This is a genomic window from Variovorax boronicumulans (genome assembly GCF_009811375.1).
GTDB classification, from domain to species: Bacteria; Pseudomonadota; Gammaproteobacteria; order Burkholderiales; family Burkholderiaceae_C; genus Variovorax; species Variovorax boronicumulans.
This window is the reverse complement of sequence record NZ_BKDH01000001.1, coordinates 333,589-349,257: the sequence shown is the minus strand read 5'-3', so window position 1 is coordinate 349,257 and position 15,669 is coordinate 333,589. Positions and strand designations below refer to the sequence as shown.

At 69.2% G+C, this 15,669-nt stretch carries 18 protein-coding genes; 16 read left to right on the top strand and 2 right to left on the bottom strand.

All coding sequences use genetic code 11. The features are described from left to right. Positions 1 to 15: 15 nt before the first annotated feature. The 9 genes from VHAB30_RS01720 to VHAB30_RS01680 all read left to right on the top strand — a co-directional run bounded on the left by VHAB30_RS01720 (position 16) and on the right by VHAB30_RS01680 (position 4,936). On the top strand, positions 16 to 660 hold the full coding sequence (locus VHAB30_RS01720) for a hypothetical protein (RefSeq protein WP_159275598.1): 645 nt from the start codon (positions 16 to 18) through the stop codon (positions 658 to 660). Between the two features lie 41 nt (positions 661 to 701). Then, complete coding sequence (locus VHAB30_RS01715; RefSeq protein WP_159275597.1) at positions 702 to 1,214, top strand: phosphatase domain-containing putative toxin; 513 nt, start codon at positions 702 to 704, stop codon at positions 1,212 to 1,214. 13 nt (positions 1,215 to 1,227) lie between these two features. Beyond that, a complete protein-coding gene (locus VHAB30_RS01710; protein ID WP_159275596.1) occupies positions 1,228 to 2,121 on the top strand; it encodes a hypothetical protein in 894 nt (297 codons plus the stop codon). A 107-nt stretch (positions 2,122 to 2,228) separates the two neighbouring features. After that, complete coding sequence (locus tag VHAB30_RS01705; RefSeq protein WP_159275595.1) at positions 2,229 to 2,426, top strand: hypothetical protein; 198 nt, start codon at positions 2,229 to 2,231, stop codon at positions 2,424 to 2,426. 25 nt (positions 2,427 to 2,451) lie between these two features. After that, positions 2,452 to 2,799, top strand: coding sequence for an NIPSNAP family protein (locus tag VHAB30_RS01700; RefSeq protein WP_159273158.1), 348 nt, complete (start codon positions 2,452 to 2,454; stop codon positions 2,797 to 2,799). 75 nt (positions 2,800 to 2,874) lie between these two features. Next, positions 2,875 to 3,240 (top strand): nuclear transport factor 2 family protein, encoded by a 366-nt coding sequence (locus VHAB30_RS01695; RefSeq protein ID WP_159275594.1) that lies wholly within the window; start codon positions 2,875 to 2,877, stop codon positions 3,238 to 3,240. Between the two features lie 181 nt (positions 3,241 to 3,421). After that, the gene (locus VHAB30_RS01690) at positions 3,422 to 3,859 is read left to right on the top strand and encodes a hypothetical protein (RefSeq protein ID WP_062474348.1); all 438 of its coding nucleotides are present in this window, start codon (positions 3,422 to 3,424) and stop codon (positions 3,857 to 3,859) included. Between the two features lie 89 nt (positions 3,860 to 3,948). Further along, positions 3,949 to 4,239 carry a DUF2277 domain-containing protein gene (locus tag VHAB30_RS01685; RefSeq protein ID WP_159275593.1) on the top strand — a complete coding sequence of 97 codons (291 nt, stop codon included), beginning with the start codon at positions 3,949 to 3,951 and terminating at the stop codon, positions 4,237 to 4,239. Positions 4,240 to 4,309: 70 nt separating this feature from the next. Continuing rightward, entirely contained in the window at positions 4,310 to 4,936 is a 627-nt protein-coding gene (locus tag VHAB30_RS01680; RefSeq protein WP_159275592.1) for a LysE family translocator, read from the top strand. An 83-nt stretch (positions 4,937 to 5,019) separates the two neighbouring features. Here the strand turns inward: VHAB30_RS01680 and VHAB30_RS01675 are convergent, their stop codons facing one another. Beyond that, entirely contained in the window at positions 5,020 to 5,226 is a 207-nt protein-coding gene (locus VHAB30_RS01675) for a hypothetical protein (RefSeq protein WP_062474353.1), read from the bottom strand. Positions 5,227 to 5,409: 183 nt separating this feature from the next. Between VHAB30_RS01675 and VHAB30_RS01670 the strand changes: the two genes are divergently transcribed. From VHAB30_RS01670 to VHAB30_RS01640, 7 genes are all read left to right on the top strand, one after another. Then, positions 5,410 to 5,856 (top strand): helix-turn-helix transcriptional regulator, encoded by a 447-nt coding sequence (locus tag VHAB30_RS01670; protein ID WP_159275591.1) that lies wholly within the window; start codon positions 5,410 to 5,412, stop codon positions 5,854 to 5,856. A gap of 31 nt (positions 5,857 to 5,887) precedes the next feature. Then, positions 5,888 to 6,298, top strand: a complete 411-nt coding sequence (locus VHAB30_RS01665) for a VOC family protein (protein WP_095949610.1) — start codon at positions 5,888 to 5,890, stop codon at positions 6,296 to 6,298. 87 nt (positions 6,299 to 6,385) lie between these two features. After that, complete coding sequence (locus VHAB30_RS01660) at positions 6,386 to 8,779, top strand: ATP-binding cassette domain-containing protein (protein WP_159275590.1); 2,394 nt, start codon at positions 6,386 to 6,388, stop codon at positions 8,777 to 8,779. An 85-nt stretch (positions 8,780 to 8,864) separates the two neighbouring features. After that, complete coding sequence (gene pbpC / locus VHAB30_RS01655; RefSeq protein ID WP_159275589.1) at positions 8,865 to 11,093, top strand: penicillin-binding protein 1C; 2,229 nt, start codon at positions 8,865 to 8,867, stop codon at positions 11,091 to 11,093. 38 nt (positions 11,094 to 11,131) lie between these two features. Beyond that, on the top strand, positions 11,132 to 12,574 hold the full coding sequence (locus VHAB30_RS01650; RefSeq protein WP_174250199.1) for a TPM domain-containing protein: 1,443 nt from the start codon (positions 11,132 to 11,134) through the stop codon (positions 12,572 to 12,574). Positions 12,575 to 12,686: 112 nt separating this feature from the next. Continuing rightward, complete coding sequence (locus VHAB30_RS01645) at positions 12,687 to 13,367, top strand: FadR/GntR family transcriptional regulator (RefSeq protein WP_095949614.1); 681 nt, start codon at positions 12,687 to 12,689, stop codon at positions 13,365 to 13,367. A 5-nt stretch (positions 13,368 to 13,372) separates the two neighbouring features. After that, the gene (locus VHAB30_RS01640; RefSeq protein WP_070062195.1) at positions 13,373 to 14,686 is read left to right on the top strand and encodes a CynX/NimT family MFS transporter; all 1,314 of its coding nucleotides are present in this window, start codon (positions 13,373 to 13,375) and stop codon (positions 14,684 to 14,686) included. A gap of 19 nt (positions 14,687 to 14,705) precedes the next feature. On the opposite strand, the gene VHAB30_RS01635 is transcribed toward VHAB30_RS01640, so the two are convergent. Next, the gene (locus VHAB30_RS01635) at positions 14,706 to 15,512 is read right to left on the bottom strand and encodes a hypothetical protein (protein ID WP_159275588.1); all 807 of its coding nucleotides are present in this window, start codon (positions 15,510 to 15,512) and stop codon (positions 14,706 to 14,708) included. Positions 15,513 to 15,669 lie beyond the last annotated feature (157 nt).

Below are 15,669 nucleotides of genomic sequence, written 5' to 3'. Positions count from 1 at the left end.
AACCTGGAGAACCCCATGGGCCTGGCCATTTGCGTCGGCATCCTCGCCGACCTGATCGAGAACGATCCCGAAGGCGCCGAACACTTCGAGGCGGATTTCGCCGCCGCGAACCGCAAGCTCGCCGAAACCGGCCTGCCGCCGCACGTCGAGCCTCGCACGCTGCCGCCGCTCGAATCCCGCGCGCCACTCGACGGCCTGCCCTACTCGTTCATCCACTACCTGCGCCGCGCCTACGCGCACCGCGTCACGACGCCCGGGTGGATGGCCACACCGCTGCCGGAAGACACCGACCCCACGGAAGACGAGACGCTCGAAGACGTGGCCAACATGTTCGAAAGCCACCTGCTGTGCCACTCCGACGCGGAAGGCTTCTACCTGCCGGTCGACTTCGACGAAGTGATCTTTGCCGAGGAAGACGAGACCGACCTGCCCGGCGGCATGCTCGGCTCGTCGTACCGCCTGTTCGAAGAACTGGTGCTGGTCGCCCCCGCGCTCGGCATCACGCTCTCGGACGGCGAACTGTCGGACGAGGAAGCGGCCCGGCTCGCCGACAGCATGGGCGAGGACGAAGGCCTCTACCGGGAAATCGAATCGTGGCTGCTGCTGTACGAATCGGCCCGGCTGAGCATCGCGCACAAGACGGCGATCGTTTTCACCTGAGGGCGATGCGGCTGATCGATCGGCTGTAAGGTCCGCAGACCATGTTCGAGACCACCATCCACTGGGTCCGCGACATACCGCCGCATCGGCTGGGCCTGATGGCACGCCCGCGCGGCGGTGACTTGCTGCGCGCCGAGGTGGCGTCCTGGCAGCGTGCATCGCTGGACATGGTGGTCTCCCTGCTCGAGGCGCAGGAAATCAGGACACTTGAACTCCGGGAAGAGCCTGCGCTGTGCGCCGAACATGGCATCGTGTTCCGGCATTTCCCGATTCCGGACCGAGGCCTGCCGGCATCGCAGCAGGACGCGGCGGCCTTCATTGCCGAACTGGGCGCCGAACTGGTGAGCGGAAAGGCCATCGCCATCCACTGCCGCGCAGGCATCGGCCGCACGGGCCTCATCGCGGGCAGCCTGCTGCACGGACTCGGCGTTCCGCGCCAGAACATCTTTCACCTGCTGAGCCGCTCGCGGGGCGTCGACATGCCCGACACACCGGAACAGGCGGAATGGGTCGCGCAGTACATCCTCGGCACCCGCCGCCCACCGCCCCCGTGAACAGAGGTAAGCGATGGCGACGCAGCAAATTCAACTTGCAGGATTCCGATACACGAAATTCGTGGTCGTGCAGTCCCTTGAGCCCAACGAACGAGAGACGGGGACGGAAACAGCCGAGTTTCTTCGTCGCGAGCTCGAGGCGCGCAAGATATGCGTTCCGGTGCAGTTGGAGCGCTGTTGGAGTGCGGCAGAGTTCTTGGCGCTAATGAACCGCCTGATCCAAGAAGCCTCGCAGGGTGAGATTCCGATACTTCAGATCGACTGTCACGGCGACGATATGCAAGGCCTAGAGTTTGAAAACAGCAGCATGGTCGCGTGGCCCACTCTAGGGGAGTATCTGTTGAGACTGAACATCGCCACCGGCTTCAATCTCCTCGCAGTCGTCTCCGCATGCTTTGGCGCCTATTTCTTAGGGCAGATGAGTCCCGTAGAGCGTTGCCCCTGCTATGGGCTGATTTCGACGACCAAACAGGTGAAACCGTCAGAGCTAAATGCGGGCTTTGAAGATTTCTACCGAGTGTTCTTGGACACCCGCGATGTGGGACAAGCAGCACAAGCGTTGGCAGTGAGAACCCTGCGAGAGGGGCGCTGGTTCACTATGCCCGCAGAGTGGTGGTTTGAATCCACTGTTCGTGGTTATTTGGAGTTCAAGTGCACTCGCAGAGTCGTCCAGGAGCGAGCTCGGAACATCAACAAGGAGTTGAGATTAAGAGGGAGGCGTGAACTATCTCAAAGCAAACTTTTCGATATTCACCGAAGGAACCAAGAGGGTCTCGTTTTACGGTTGTTCAGCACGTTCTTCTCGATTGGAGATGTGCCAAGTAACGTCGATAGATTTTCGGACTGCTACGCGCGAGCCGAAGCTTGGGTCGCTCGCATTCGGGCGCGCGGCACGCACATCCTTTGAAGTGTCCTATGGCGCTAAGAGCTGGTATGGGACGGTTTTTCGCCCCCTTGTGATCGAACGGGGGATATCCTCCAGCCCTCATGGTCCTCCTTCTGCCACTGCTCCTCATGGTCGTGCTCGTGGCCGTCATCTTCTTCGGCGGCTATCTGCTGCGCGCCGTTCTGCCCGCAGAACATGCGCTGCAGGCTCGGCTCACCGACGAGGCCATGTCACGCTACATTGATTTCGTCACGAAGAACGCCAAGGGCATCCTGGCATGTCTCCTGGTTCTGTATTTCACGGTGGTTACGTTGCTCTACGCGTAACTCACGCTGCAGCGAAAGACGCCTCATGACCCGCCTCCTCGAAATCCGCACCTACCGCCTCAAGCCCGGCACCCTCGACGACTTCCACCGCGCGATGCATGAACGCGCGGTGCCCATGCTGCGCAGCAAGGGCATGGACGTGGTCAGCTACGGCCGGTCGGACCACGAGGAAGAGAGCTACCACCTCGTGCGCGCCTACGCGAGTCGCGAGGCGCTGGAGGCCGAGCAGGCGGCGTTCTACGGTTCCACCGAATGGCGCGAGGGCCCGCGCAGCGCGCTGGTCGACCGCATCGAGACCTACCTGAACACGCTGCTGTGGCTCTCGCCGGAGGGCGTCGACAGCCTGCGCGCGCTCAACGAACCAGCGCGTTGAACATCTGTCGACGACGCACGGTGCGCGGGCCTACACTGCGCCTCCCGCCATCCCCCCAACTCACTGGAGAAACGCATGAACACCCAGGAAATCGCCGCCAAGCTCGTGGCGCTGTGCAGAGCAGGGACATTCGATGAAGCCCAGGCGCTCTACGCGCCCGAGGCCGTCAGCGTCGAGGCCAGCGCGCCGCCCGGCATGTCGCGCGAGTCGGTGGGCCTGTCGGCCATCCGCGCCAAGGGCGAATGGTGGGTCGCCAACCACGAGGTGCATTCGTTCCAGGTGGCCGGCCCCTGGCCGCACGACGACCGCTTCATCGTGGGCTTTCGCTTCGACGTGACCATGAAGCCCACGGGCCAGCGCTTCACGATGGAAGAGATGGCGCTGTACACCGTCAAGGACGGCAAGATCGTGCGCGAAGAGTTCTTCTACGACGGCGACTGAGCCCGGGCAGGCGCGCGCCGCGACCGGATCGCCCGTCTGCTTCACCATTGTTGACGATTGAATCGTTCTCTCCATGGCAACGCCAATGGGCACCTCCCGCCTTCTGAACTAACGTCGAAAGCGACGCCTGCACGGGCTGTCCGGCAGGCGCACCGGCGTTCATTCACAGAGGGAGGAAATCATGGTCACAGGACTCCACGTCACGCAACAACGCTCGTTCACCAACCCGGCGGACTACGAGGCTTTCTCGCTGATCCGCGTGCACAACCAGCGGCTGGCGCCGCTGGGCGGGCGCAACGCCTGGGTGGTGCTGAAGACGAACGCCGGCAAGCGCTGCTGCCGCATGATCCGGGGCATCGGCCGCGACCCGGGCTTCCCCGAAGACGGCATCGAGATCGACTACGAGACCCGGCTCGCGCTGCAGATTCCCAAGAGCAGCATCAACATGCAGGGCTTTCACGGCTGCGCGATGGAAATCCGCCGGGCCACCGCGCTGGAGGTGCTGCGCGCGCACTGGGACCACCCCGATCCCGCCTACCGCATCCCGCTACAGATCAGCCTCGTGAGCTTCGTGCTGGGGGTGATCGGGCTGGGGCTGGGTGTCCTGAGCCTGAAGTAGCCTTTGCCCGGCGGGTGCTGCGCAAGAAAACGCGATTTCGCTAGACTGGCCGCGCGGCCCCCGCGCCGCGCCTGACCGGAGCATTCGCCATGTGCCGCAGCATCAAGACCCTCTACAACTTCGAGCCCCCTGCCACCGAGCAGGAGATCCGCGCCGCCGCCCTGCAGTTCGTGCGCAAGCTCAGCGGCTTCAGCGTGCCCTCGCGCGCCAACGAGCAGGCCTTCGAGCGCGCCGTGGACGAGGTGGCCGCCACGGCCGCGCGGCTGATCGACTCGCTGGTCACCACGGCCGAGCCGCGCGACCGCGCCATCGAGGCCGAGCGCGCCAAGGCGCGGTCTGCGCTGCGTTTCGGCGCACCGGCTTCGACCTCGGACGCATGAAAAAGACTTCGTTCCCGCGCTGAACGGCGCACCGCCCTTCCCTCTCTCCTTCCCTCTTTCAGGAACACCCATGCCCATCGAACTCTGGCTCGCCTTCGTCGCCGCTTCGGCGCTGCTGTTGATCATTCCGGGGCCGACCATCCTCACGGTGATCAGCTATTCAATGTCGCACGGCCGCCGCGCCAACGTGCCGCTGGTGGCCGCCGTGGCGCTGGGCGATTCGACCGCGCTCGTGGTGTCGCTGCTGGGCCTGGGCGCGCTGCTGGCCACCTCGGCGTTCTGGTTCACGGTGGTGAAGTGGGTCGGCGGCCTGTACCTGCTGTACCTGGGCATCAAGCTGCTGCGCGCGGGCATCTCGTCCACCGAGACCGCCGCGCCGGCCGCACCGGCCTCGCGCTGGCGCCTGTTCGCCAACACCTACCTGGTGACGGCGTTGAACCCCAAGGGCATCGTGTTCTTCGTGGCCTTCCTGCCGCAGTTCATCCGCCCGGGCGCCGACGTGTCGCATCAGATGTGGGTGCTGGCCCTGACCTTCGTGGCGCTGGCCACGCTCAACGCCACGCTCTATGCGGTGTTCGCCAGCTCGGCCGGCCGGCTGCTCGCCTCGCCGCGCGCGCAGCGGCGCTTCCACCTCGCTGGTGGCTCGCTGCTGAGCGCGGCCGGCCTGTGGGCGCTGATGGCGCGCCGCGCCACCTGAGCACATCCACACACGCACAAGAAAAAAGACCGCGGGGCTGCGTGCCTCGCGGTCTTTTTCTTTGGGGGGCTTCGGTCCCGGTGTCAGTAGCGGTAGGGGTTGTTCGGCCGGCGGTCGTAGCGATTGGGCACGCCGTCGTTGTCGCGGTCACGGTCGTAGCGGTTGGGCACGCCGTCACGGTCGCGGTCGTAGCCATGGCCGCGCGGGGGCGGGCCCCGGTCGTAGGGTGCGACCACGCAACCAGCCAGGATGGCCGAGGCGGCCAGCAGAAGCGCGAGTGTTTTCGTCATGCGGAGTTCTCCTTGGGTGGGGCTGTACAGTCGGGCGCGCCTGCTGCGAGCCCGTACCGTATTGAAGCCCCGCCGCGTGCGCATCGGGTTTCCAGATGCAGGCGCTTGTGTGAAGTTCGTTACCGGATGTGGAACCTTTGCCTGCGCTTGAGCACGCCGTAGCGACGTGGCACGATCCCGCCGATGACCGCCACGCTGCCCCAGCCCTCTCTGCCCGACCTCGCACGGCTGCGCCGCGTGCGCGACCGCATCGACCGCGAGCACGCACAGCCGCTGGACGTGGAAGCGCTCGCGCGCGACGCGAACATGTCGGCCGGGCACCTGAGCCGCCAGTTCCGCCTGGCCTATGGCGAGTCGCCCTACGCCTACCTGATGACGCGGCGCATCGAACGCGCGATGGCGCTGCTGCGCCGCGGCGACCTGAGCGTCACCGAGGTCTGCTTCGAGGTCGGCTGCGCCTCGCTGGGCACCTTCACCACGCGCTTCACGGAGCTGGTCGGTGTGTCGCCCGGCGTCTACCGGCGCGAGGCGGCGCAGGCGACGGCGGGCATGCCGGCGTGCGTGGCGAAACAAGTGACACGGCCGATCAGGAATCGAGAAGCGCGAAACCCCGCCTCGCACCTAGCATGACGGCCCGACACAACCACGGACCCTCGCCATCATGAATCTCAGCATCCATTCGAGCTTTCTCCCGCACACCGACGCGCAGGCCTCGCTGGCCTTCTACCGCGACACCCTCGGCTTCGAGGTGCGCAACGACGTCGCCTATGGCGGCATGCACTGGATCACGGTCGGCCCCGCCGGCCAGCCTGCCACCTCCATCGTGCTGTACCCGCCGGCCGCCACGCCCGGGCTCACCGACGACGAGCGCCGCACCATCGCCGAGATGATGGCCAAGGGCACCTTCGCCTCGCTGCTGCTGGCCACGCCCGACCTCGAGGGTACCTTCGAGCGCCTGCAGGCGCGCAGCACCGAGATCGTGCAGGAGCCCACCGACCAGCCCTACGGGGTGCGCGACTGCGCGGTGCGCGACCCGGCGGGCAACCTGATCCGCATCCAGCAGACGCGCTGAGCCGGCCCGCCGGCGCCGCAGCCCCCTGACCTCCTGCACGGGCGCCGCCGCCGTGGCGGCCCCGTGTCCCTTCCAGAGAAAGACCCGATGAGCAGCAAGGCACCGAAGAAGGAAGCGAAAAACACGCAGAACAGGCACGCCGCCGACCACCACGACCTCATCCGCGTGCAGGGCGCGCGCGTGAACAACCTGAAGGACATCAGCGTCGAACTGCCCAAGCGCCGGCTCACGGTGTTCACGGGCGTCTCGGGCTCGGGCAAGAGTTCGCTGGTGTTCGGCACCATCGCGGCCGAGTCGCAGCGGCTCATCAACGAAACCTACAGCGCCTTCGTGCAGGGCTTCATGCCGACGCTGGCGCGGCCCGAGGTCGACGTGCTCGACGGCCTGACCACCGCGATCATCGTGGACCAGGAGCGCATGGGCGGCGACCCGCGCTCCACCGTCGGCACCGCGACCGACGCCAACGCGATGCTGCGCATTCTGTTCAGCCGCCTGGGCAAGCCGCACATCGGCTCGCCCAGCGCCTTCGCGTTCAACGTGCCCTCGGTGAAGGCCACCGGCGCCATCACCGTGGAGCGCGGCGCGGCCAAGACCGTGAAACAGACCTTCAGCCGCACCGGCGGCATGTGCCCGCGCTGCGAAGGCCGGGGCGCGGTCACGGACTTCGACCTGAGCGCCTTCTACGACGACAGCAAGTCGCTCAACGAAGGCGCGCTCACCATCCCGGGCTTCAGCATGGAAGGCTGGTACGGGCGCATCTTCAACGGCTGCGGCTTCTTCGACCCCGACAAGCCGATCCGCAAGTTCACGAAAAAAGAACTCGACGCCCTGCTCCACAAGGAGCCGACCAAGATCAAGATCGACGGCATCAACCTCACCTACCAGGGCCTCATTCCGCAGGTGCAGAAGTCGTTCCTGGCCAAGGACGTCGAGGCGATGCAGCCGCACATCCGCGCCTTCGTGGAACGGGCCGTGACCTTCACCACCTGCCCCGAGTGCGAAGGCACGCGGCTGAGCGAGGCGGCGCGTTCGTCGCGCATCAAGAAGCTCAACATCGCCGAGGCCTGCGCGATGCAGATCAGCGACCTCGCCACGTGGGTCGGCGGCCTGAACGAGCCCTCGGTGGCGCCGCTGCTGGCCAAGCTGGCGCACACGCTCGATTCGTTCGTCGAAATCGGCCTCGGGTATCTGAGCCTGGACCGCCCCTCGGGCACGCTCTCGGGTGGCGAGGCACAGCGGGTGAAGATGATCCGCCACCTGGGCTCCTCGCTCACCGACGTGACCTACGTCTTCGACGAGCCGACCATCGGCCTGCACCCGCACGACATCCAGCGCATGAACGAGCTGCTGCTGCGCCTGCGCGACAAGGGCAACACGGTGCTGGTGGTGGAGCACAAGCCCGAGGCCATCGCCATCGCCGACCATGTCGTCGACCTCGGCCCCGGCGCGGGATCGGCGGGCGGCACGGTCTGCTTCGAAGGCAGCGTGGAAGCGCTGCGCACCAGCGGCACGCTCACGGGCCGGCACCTGGACGACCGGGCCGCGCTCAAGAAAAAACTGCGCCAGCCCACCGGCGCGCTGCCGATCCGCGGCGCCAAGGCGCACAACCTGCGCAACGTCGATGTCGACATTCCGCTGGGCGTGCTGGTGGTCGTGACCGGCGTGGCGGGCTCGGGCAAGAGCTCGCTGGTGCACGGATCGATTCCCGCCGGCGCGGGCGTGGTGGCGGTCGACCAGGGCGCCATCCGCGGCTCGCGGCGCAGCAACCCGGCCACCTACACCGGCCTGCTCGACCCGATCCGCAACGCCTTCGCCAAGGCCAACGGCGTGAAGCCGGCCCTGTTCAGTGCCAACTCCGAGGGCGCCTGCCCCACCTGCAACGGCGCGGGCGTGATCTACACCGACCTGGCGATGATGGCCGGCGTGGCCACCATCTGCGAAGAGTGCGAGGGCAAGCGCTTCCACGCCTCGGTGCTCGAACACCGCTTCGGCGGGCGCGACATCAGCGAGGTGCTCGCGATGCCGGTGACCGAAGCCACGGCCTTCTTCGGCGAGGGCCCGGCGCGCACGCCGGCGGCGCACGCCATCCTGCAACGGCTGGCCGACGTGGGCCTGGGCTACCTGAGCCTGGGCCAGCCGCTCACCACGCTGTCGGGCGGCGAGCGCCAGCGGCTCAAGCTGGCCACGCACATGGCCGAGAAGGGCGGCGTGTACGTGCTCGACGAGCCGACCACCGGCCTGCATCTGGCCGACGTGGCGCAGCTGCTGGCCCTGCTCGACCGGCTGGTGGATGCGGGCAAGTCGGTCATCGTCATCGAGCACCACCAGGCGGTGATGGCGCACGCCGACTGGATCATCGACCTGGGCCCCGGCGCCGGCCACGACGGCGGGCGCGTGGTCTTCGAGGGCACGCCGGCCGATCTGATCGCAAAGCGCGCCACGCTCACAGGACAGCATCTCGCGGCGTACGTCGGCACCTGACGCGCCCGTGGGCGAGCCCCGCAAGGCATGGCGGAGAATGGGCCGTCTCCGCTTTGCCTGCCGCCCCGCGGCCCCGTCTGCTGCGATGCCTCTTGCGTTCTCGTTTTCTTCCACCGCCCGGCGCACCCTGGCCGTGGTCCTGCTGACGGCAGCCGCCGCACCCTCGGCCTGGGCGCTGGCCAGCTTCGAGGAGGTGAAGCGCGACTCCCGTTCCTCCGAGACCGCCGTGCTCGACCGCCAGGGAGAGCTGCTGCAGCGCGTGCGCACCGACCCCACGGTACGGCGCGGCCAGTGGACCGCGCTGGCCGACGTGTCGCCCGCGCTGCGCGCGGCCATGGTGCTGAGCGAGGACAAGCGCTTCTACGAACACAGCGGCGTCGACTGGCGCGCCGCCTCGGCCGCGGCCTGGGGCAACCTGTGGAACACGCGCACGCGCGGCGCCTCGACCATCACCATGCAGCTGGCGGGCCTGCTCGACGACGACCTGCGCCGCGCGGCGGGCGGGCGCAGCTTCACGCAGAAGATCGGCCAGACCGTGGCCGCCACGCAGCTGGAGCGCCGCTGGCGCAAGGACCAGATCCTCGAGGCCTACCTGAACACGGTGCCCTTCCGCGGCGAGATCGTCGGCATCGACGCGCTCTCACGCACGCTCTTCAGCAAGGCCCCGAGCGGGCTCGACGCGCGCGAGGCCGCCGTGGCCGCCGCGCTGGTGCGCGCGCCCAACGCCCGCCCCGCGCTGGTGGCGCAGCGCGCCTGCGAGGTGCTGCGCGTGATGGAGCCCGGCGCCAAGACCGACTGCGAGGCACTCGACATGTTCACCAGCGCCGTGGTGCAGCGGCGCGCGTTCGAGCCCAACGAAGGCATCGCGCCGCATGCCGCGCGGCGGGTGCTGCGCGAACTGCGTGATGCCGGGGATGCAAAAGCCACCGCCCCCACCAGCGTGCGCACCACGCTGCGCGCGCCGCTGCAGCGCTACGCGCTCGACAGCCTGCAGCGCCACCTGCGCGAGCTGCGCGACCGCCACGTGGAAGACGGCGCGCTCGTGGTGCTCGACAACGCGAGCGGCGAGGTGCTGGCCTGGGTCGGCTCCTCCGGCCCGCTGAGCCAGGCCGCCGAGGTCGACGGCGTGACCGCGCTGCGCCAGCCCGGCTCCACGCTCAAGCCCCTGCTGTACGCGCAGGCCCTGGCCGAGAAGCGCATCACGGCGGCCTCGCTCATCGAGGATTCATCGGCGCAGATCAGCACCGCCAGCGGCCTCTACATTCCGCAGAACTACGACCGCCGCTTCAAGGGCCCGGTGTCGGCGCGCACCGCGCTGGCCGCCTCGCTCAACGTGCCAGCCGTGCGCACGCTGGTGATGGTGTCGCCCGAGGCCTTCGCGCGCGAGCTGCGCGCCGCCGGCCTGCCGCTGCGCGAGAGCGGCGACTACTACGGCTACAGCCTGGCGCTCGGGAGCGCCGAGGTGTCGCTGCTGTCGCTGGCCAATGCCTACCGCATGATGGCCAACGGCGGACGCTTCGGGGCGACCACGCTCACGCCACGCCCTGCCCCGGCCACCAAGGCGAAGCCCATTGAAGCCGCGCCATTGCTCGACCCGCGCGCCGCCTTCATCGTCAGCGACATCCTGTCCGACCCGAACGCGCGCACGCGCACCTTCGGCCTGGACAGCATCCTCTCGACCCGCTTCTGGACCGCCGTGAAGACCGGCACCAGCAAGGACATGCGCGACAACTGGGCCGTGGGCTGGTCGCAGCGCTACACGGTCGGCGTGTGGGTCGGCAACGCCAGCGGCGCCTCGATGTGGGACGTGAGCGGCACCAGCGGCGCCGCGCCCGTGTGGGCCGAGGTGATGCGCTTCCTGCACGCACGCGAACCCAGCCGCGCGCCCGCGCCGCCCGCCGGGCTGGTCGAGGCGCGCGTGAGCTTCGGCCCGGGCGCCGACGGCAACCCGCTCGAAGCGGCGCGCAGCGAATGGTTCTTGCAGGGCACCGAGCAACCGCTGTTCGCGCTCGACACCGGCATGGCGAGCGACGCCGCCTCGGCGCGCATCACGGCGCCGTCCGACGGCACGATCCTGGCGCTCGACCCCGACATTCCGCCGCAGCGCCAGCGCGTGCGCTTCGAATCCGAAGGGCGCGGCGTGCAGTGGCGCATCGACGGCAAGTTCCACGCGCGCGGCAACAGCGCGCAGTGGCTGCCGTGGCCGGGCCGGCACCTGATCGAGCTGGTGGACGCCAGCGGCAAGGTGGTCGACCAGCGCCGGGTGGAGGTGCGCGGCGCGGGCGTGGTGGCGGCCAAGGGCGCGCGCCGATGAACGCGCCGACGAGTGCGCCGACGAACGCGCCGTTGTCCATGCCCCGCTGGCTGTCGCTGTGCCTGGGCCTGCTGCTGTTGGTGCTGTGCCTGGCCGGCCCGCGCGCCGTGCAGGCCAAGCCCGTGCCGGTGCCGCCGATGAGCTCGCGCGTGGTCGACCTCGCGCAGGCGCTGCCGCCCGGCGAGGCCGAGGCGCTGCGCGCGCAGATCGCCGACATCCAGGGCCGCACCCAGGCCCAGCTCGCCGTGCTCATCGTGCCGACCACGGGCGAAGACACCATCGAGGCCTACGCCACGCGCGTCTTCGCCAAATGGCGGCTGGGCCGCAGCGACGCCGACGACGGCATCCTGCTGCTCGTGGCGCAGAAAGACCGCCGCATGCGCATCGAGGTCGGCACCGGGCTCGAAGGCACGGTGACCGACATCCAGGCGGCCCGCATCATCGACCGCGAGATGGCGCCGCGTTTTCGCGAGGGCGACTTCGCCGGCGGCGTGCAGGCGGCCGTGGGCGCGCTCGCGCGGCTGCTCGACGGCGAGGTGGGCGTTGTCGCACCCGAGTCGCAGCAGATCGTCGTGGACCACGCCGCCGCACCCGTCCCCGCACCCGACGACGAGAAGGTCACCAGCCTGACGAGCGGCGGCCATGTCACGCCCGAAGGCTGGGGCCTGCTGGGCGTGGTGCTGTGGGGCCTGGGCCTGGGCATCTACCACGGCCGCGGCATCGAGCGCGACCCGCCGCGCGGCAGCTCGGCCTCGCGGCGTGCCGAAGAGAAAAAACGCAAGGGTCGGCGCAACGCCGGCGCGGGCCCCGAACCCTGGGCCGACGCCCTGGCGGCAATGAAGCCCGAACCGGCGCGTGCGCGCCCTGCCCCACGCGACCTTCGCCTGGTGCTCGGCCTGCTCGGGGCCGGCCCGCTGGCAGCCGGCGCGGCGCTGCTGAATCCGGCCATCGCGCTGGTGCTGGCGATGCCGGCGATCTTCGGCTACGGCCTGGGCTTTCTCTGCGGCATGTCGCGCACGGCCGCCATCTTCATGGGCGGCTTCGTGCTCGTGATCGCGTCGCTGGTCGCCATCGCGTGGACGGTCGGCGCCGACCGCTTCTGGTGGGGCTTTTTGTGGGCGCTGTGCATCGGCGGCGTGACGCTGTTCGCGGTGATCATCGTGCGCTGCATGGTCAACACCTTTCAGCGCAGCGTGATCAGCTTCGTCGTCCGGCTGGTCATCGTGGCTGGCATCTGCGGCTACGTGTTCCACATCACCTCGCCCGGCCCGGTACCGGACACCTCGTGGATTCCCATTGGGCTGGCGGCGTTCTTCTCGATGCTGATCGGCTTCCTGCCGCCCGGCGTCTGGGAATCGGGCAGCAGCGACGACGACGACAGCGGCTGGAGCAGCAGTTCATCATCGTCTTCCTCGTCGTCGTCGTCCTCCTCGGACAGCGGCGGTTCGAGCAGCGGCGGCGGCGCCTCGGGCAGCTGGTAAAGCGGGCGGCCAGGCACCCCGCCGCGCCGCCTCATGCCCCTCCCGCCGACCGCGTCTTTTTGACAATGGTTAAATTCATCCAATCATTGAATGAATAAGCCGCCCTGATCCCATGCTCGTCCAACCGCCCCGCACCTCCCTGGCCGACGCCGCCGCGAACAGCATCCGCACCGAAATCGCGGCGGGTCGCTGGCCCATCGGCTCGCGCATTCCGATCGAGCCCCAGCTGGCGCAGCTGCTGGGCGTGAGCCGCGGCACGGTGCGCGAGGCGGTGAAGACGCTGGTCTCGCGCGGCCTGCTCGAGGTGCGGCAGGGTTCGGGCACCTACGTGCGCTCGGGCTTCGACCCCTCGGCCAGCCTGCAGAAGCTGCGCCTGGCCAGCCTGCGCGACCAGTTCGAGGTGCGCCGCGCGCTCGAGGTCGAAGCCGCCCGGCTCGCCGCCGTGCGCCACACCGCGAAAGACCTGCGCCGGTTGAACGCCCTGCTCGACAAGCGCGGCCAGCCCGACCTGGCCGACGGCGGCGCGGCCTTCATCGAGCGCGACCTGGCCTTTCACCTGGCCATCGTCGATGTGTCGGGCAACCTGGCGCTGGTCGAGACCTGCCGCTTCATCACCGGCTACATCAAGGAAACCATCGCCAGCACGCTGAGCGCCAGCCTGCCCGAGCCCGACGAGGCGGCGCATCGCGCCATCGTCGAAGGCATCGCCAGCCGCGACCCCGAGCGCGCCGCCGCCGCCGTGCGCGAGCTGATGGCGCCGACGCTCAACGCGCTCGCATTGGGCACCGCATGAGCGCCATGACCTTGCCCACGGGTGCCGCTGCCACGGCGCGCACCCAGGCGGCGCCATCGGGCGCCGAAGAACTGCTGATCGACGCCGAAGTCGACAGCCTGCCCGCGCCGCGCCCCACACCCACCCCCAGCCGGGGCCGCCGGCTGCTGCTCGGCCTGACGGTGGTGCTCATCGCCTTCAACCTGCGGCCGGTGTTCGCCAGCCTGTCGGTGGTGCTGCCGGAAATCATCCGCGCCACCGGCCTGTCGGCCACCGCGGCCAGCCTGCTGACCACGCTGCCGATCGTCTGCCTGGGCGTGTTCGCGCCGATGGCGCCCTGGCTCGGGCGCCGCTTCGGCACCGAGCGCACGCTGCTGGGCTGCATGGTGCTGATCGGCGTGGGCACGGTGCTGCGCGGCACCGGCAACATCCCGCTGCTGTTCCTGGCCTCGGCCATCGCGGGCAGCGGCATCGCGGTGTCGAACGTGCTGCTCTCGGGCCTGGTGAAGCGCGACTTCGCCAAGCAGGCCGCGCTGATGATGGGCCTGTACACCATGGCCGTGTGCGGCGGCGCCGCCAGCGCCGCGGGCCTCACGGTGCCGCTGGAGCACGCACTGGGCGGCGGCTGGACGCTGGCGCTCGCCATGTGGGCCGTGCCGGCCGCGCTGGTCACGTTCATCTGGGCACCGCAGGCGCTGCCGCTCAAGCCGGTGGCCAGCGAGTCGGGCTTCACCGTGCGCGGCCTGTGGCGCGACCGGCTGGCCTGGCAGGTCACCTTCTTCATGGGGCTGCAGTCGGCCCTGGCGTACATCGTGATGGGCTGGCTGGCGCCGATCCTGCGCGAGCGCGGGCTCAGCGGCGAAATGGCCGGCTACGTGGTGTCGCTGTCGGTCATGACGCAGGTCGTGACCTGCCTCGTGGTGCCGGCGCTGGCCGTGAAGCTGCGCAACCAGCGTGCGCTGGCGGTGGTGCTCTCGGCGATGACGGTGGCGGCCATGCTGGCCATGCTGTTCGCGCCGCTGGACGCCCCCGGCGGCATGTGGACCTGGGCCGTGGTGCTGGGCATCTCGCAGGGCGGCACCTTCGCGCTGGCGCTCACGATGATCGTGCTGCGCTCGCCCGATTCGCACATCGCCGCGCACCTGTCGGGCATGGCGCAGGGCGTGGGCTACATGGTGGCGGCCTTCGGCCCGCTGCTGGCCGGGCTGCTGCACGGCTGGACCGGCAGCTTCCGCGCCTCGGCGTGGCTGTTCGTCGGCCTGGGCGTGGTGCTGGTCATGGCGGGGCTGGGCGCGGGACGCACGCTGCACGTGGGCGCGGTGACGGTGCCGCGGCACTGAGCCGCAGTCTGCTGCCTGCCTACTGCAGCCCGCCGTCGCAGGCGGTTGGTTTCCGGGCGCTGTCGTCCGTGAAGTCGACGCTGGTGCGCTTGTTGCCGGCCGGCCCCGTGTGCGCCGGCCATTCGCTCTGCAGCCAGGTGTAGCGCCACACGTAGGGACCGCCGGCCTTCGCCGGCGCGTCGTAGGCGATGCGCAGGCTGCCGCGGCTTTCGTCGTGGCAGTGCTTCGAGGTCTTGTATTCCTTCTCGCTGAAGCAGGCACGGATCGACCGCGAGCACCAGTACGGGATGCTCTCGCGCGCGGCCTTGGCGCGCTGCCCGGGCGGCGTGTCCAGCGGCACGAAGTCGGCCGTCACATAGGACGCGCCGCCGCCCGAATAGTTTTCCGATTCGTGCTGGGTCACGGCCACGGCCCAACGGCCTTCGGCCAGCGGGTAGAGCACCGGCGCGAGGGCCAGGTGCAGCTCGGGGTCGGTGCTGGGGCGGTCGCGCTGCTGCGAGGCCACGTAGGTCGAGAAATCGTGCAGCTGCGCGAGCTGCCAGCCACCGGTGCCGGCGTCGTGCTTCAGGCGCGCCATGGCCAGGGGCTTTTCCGACGTGAGCAGGTAGTCGTCGGGCGCGGCGCCGTCGCGCGGGCGGTGCAGCTTCAGCGCCTGCGCATCGCAGGGCTGCGGCAGCAAGGCGCACAGGTGAGCGCGCCACATGGCGTCGACGGCCTCGGGCGTCTTGACGGCAACGAAGACCTGCGCGGCAGGCGCAGCGAGCACGGGGCCGGCCAGCAGCGACGCGAGAAGACCGACGATCCCGGCAAGAGGCAGCTTTTTCATGGGGCGCAATGGTAGCCATCGCGGGAAGCCCTGGCAGAGGGGTCATCGGGGTTTCTCCGGCCGCGCCCCGGCCCGACCGGGCGACAATGGGGGGCTCCGGCGAAAGTCCATTTCGCCCAATGAAATTTCAGCCCTCTCGACAACCCAGAACCTACGG

Excerpts from the sequence above, each read along its gene's own strand:
- VHAB30_RS01720 (WP_159275598.1), top strand. The coding sequence starts at position 16 with ATGGGCCTGGCCATTTGCGTCGGCATCCTCGCCGACCTGATCGAGAAC.
- VHAB30_RS01715 (WP_159275597.1), top strand. The coding sequence starts at position 702 with ATGTTCGAGACCACCATCCACTGGGTCCGCGACATACCGCCGCATCGG.
- VHAB30_RS01710 (WP_159275596.1), top strand. The coding sequence starts at position 1,228 with ATGGCGACGCAGCAAATTCAACTTGCAGGATTCCGATACACGAAATTC.
- VHAB30_RS01705 (WP_159275595.1), top strand. The coding sequence starts at position 2,229 with ATGGTCGTGCTCGTGGCCGTCATCTTCTTCGGCGGCTATCTGCTGCGC.
- VHAB30_RS01700 (WP_159273158.1), top strand. The coding sequence starts at position 2,452 with ATGACCCGCCTCCTCGAAATCCGCACCTACCGCCTCAAGCCCGGCACC.
- VHAB30_RS01695 (WP_159275594.1), top strand. The coding sequence starts at position 2,875 with ATGAACACCCAGGAAATCGCCGCCAAGCTCGTGGCGCTGTGCAGAGCA.
- VHAB30_RS01690 (WP_062474348.1), top strand. The coding sequence starts at position 3,422 with ATGGTCACAGGACTCCACGTCACGCAACAACGCTCGTTCACCAACCCG.
- VHAB30_RS01685 (WP_159275593.1), top strand. The coding sequence starts at position 3,949 with ATGTGCCGCAGCATCAAGACCCTCTACAACTTCGAGCCCCCTGCCACC.
- VHAB30_RS01680 (WP_159275592.1), top strand. The coding sequence starts at position 4,310 with ATGCCCATCGAACTCTGGCTCGCCTTCGTCGCCGCTTCGGCGCTGCTG.
- VHAB30_RS01675 (WP_062474353.1), bottom strand. The coding sequence starts at position 5,226 with ATGACGAAAACACTCGCGCTTCTGCTGGCCGCCTCGGCCATCCTGGCT.
- VHAB30_RS01670 (WP_159275591.1), top strand. The coding sequence starts at position 5,410 with ATGACCGCCACGCTGCCCCAGCCCTCTCTGCCCGACCTCGCACGGCTG.
- VHAB30_RS01665 (WP_095949610.1), top strand. The coding sequence starts at position 5,888 with ATGAATCTCAGCATCCATTCGAGCTTTCTCCCGCACACCGACGCGCAG.
- VHAB30_RS01660 (WP_159275590.1), top strand. The coding sequence starts at position 6,386 with ATGAGCAGCAAGGCACCGAAGAAGGAAGCGAAAAACACGCAGAACAGG.
- pbpC (WP_159275589.1), top strand. The coding sequence starts at position 8,865 with ATGCCTCTTGCGTTCTCGTTTTCTTCCACCGCCCGGCGCACCCTGGCC.
- VHAB30_RS01650 (WP_174250199.1), top strand. The coding sequence starts at position 11,132 with ATGCCCCGCTGGCTGTCGCTGTGCCTGGGCCTGCTGCTGTTGGTGCTG.
- VHAB30_RS01645 (WP_095949614.1), top strand. The coding sequence starts at position 12,687 with ATGCTCGTCCAACCGCCCCGCACCTCCCTGGCCGACGCCGCCGCGAAC.
- VHAB30_RS01640 (WP_070062195.1), top strand. The coding sequence starts at position 13,373 with ATGACCTTGCCCACGGGTGCCGCTGCCACGGCGCGCACCCAGGCGGCG.
- VHAB30_RS01635 (WP_159275588.1), bottom strand. The coding sequence starts at position 15,512 with ATGAAAAAGCTGCCTCTTGCCGGGATCGTCGGTCTTCTCGCGTCGCTG.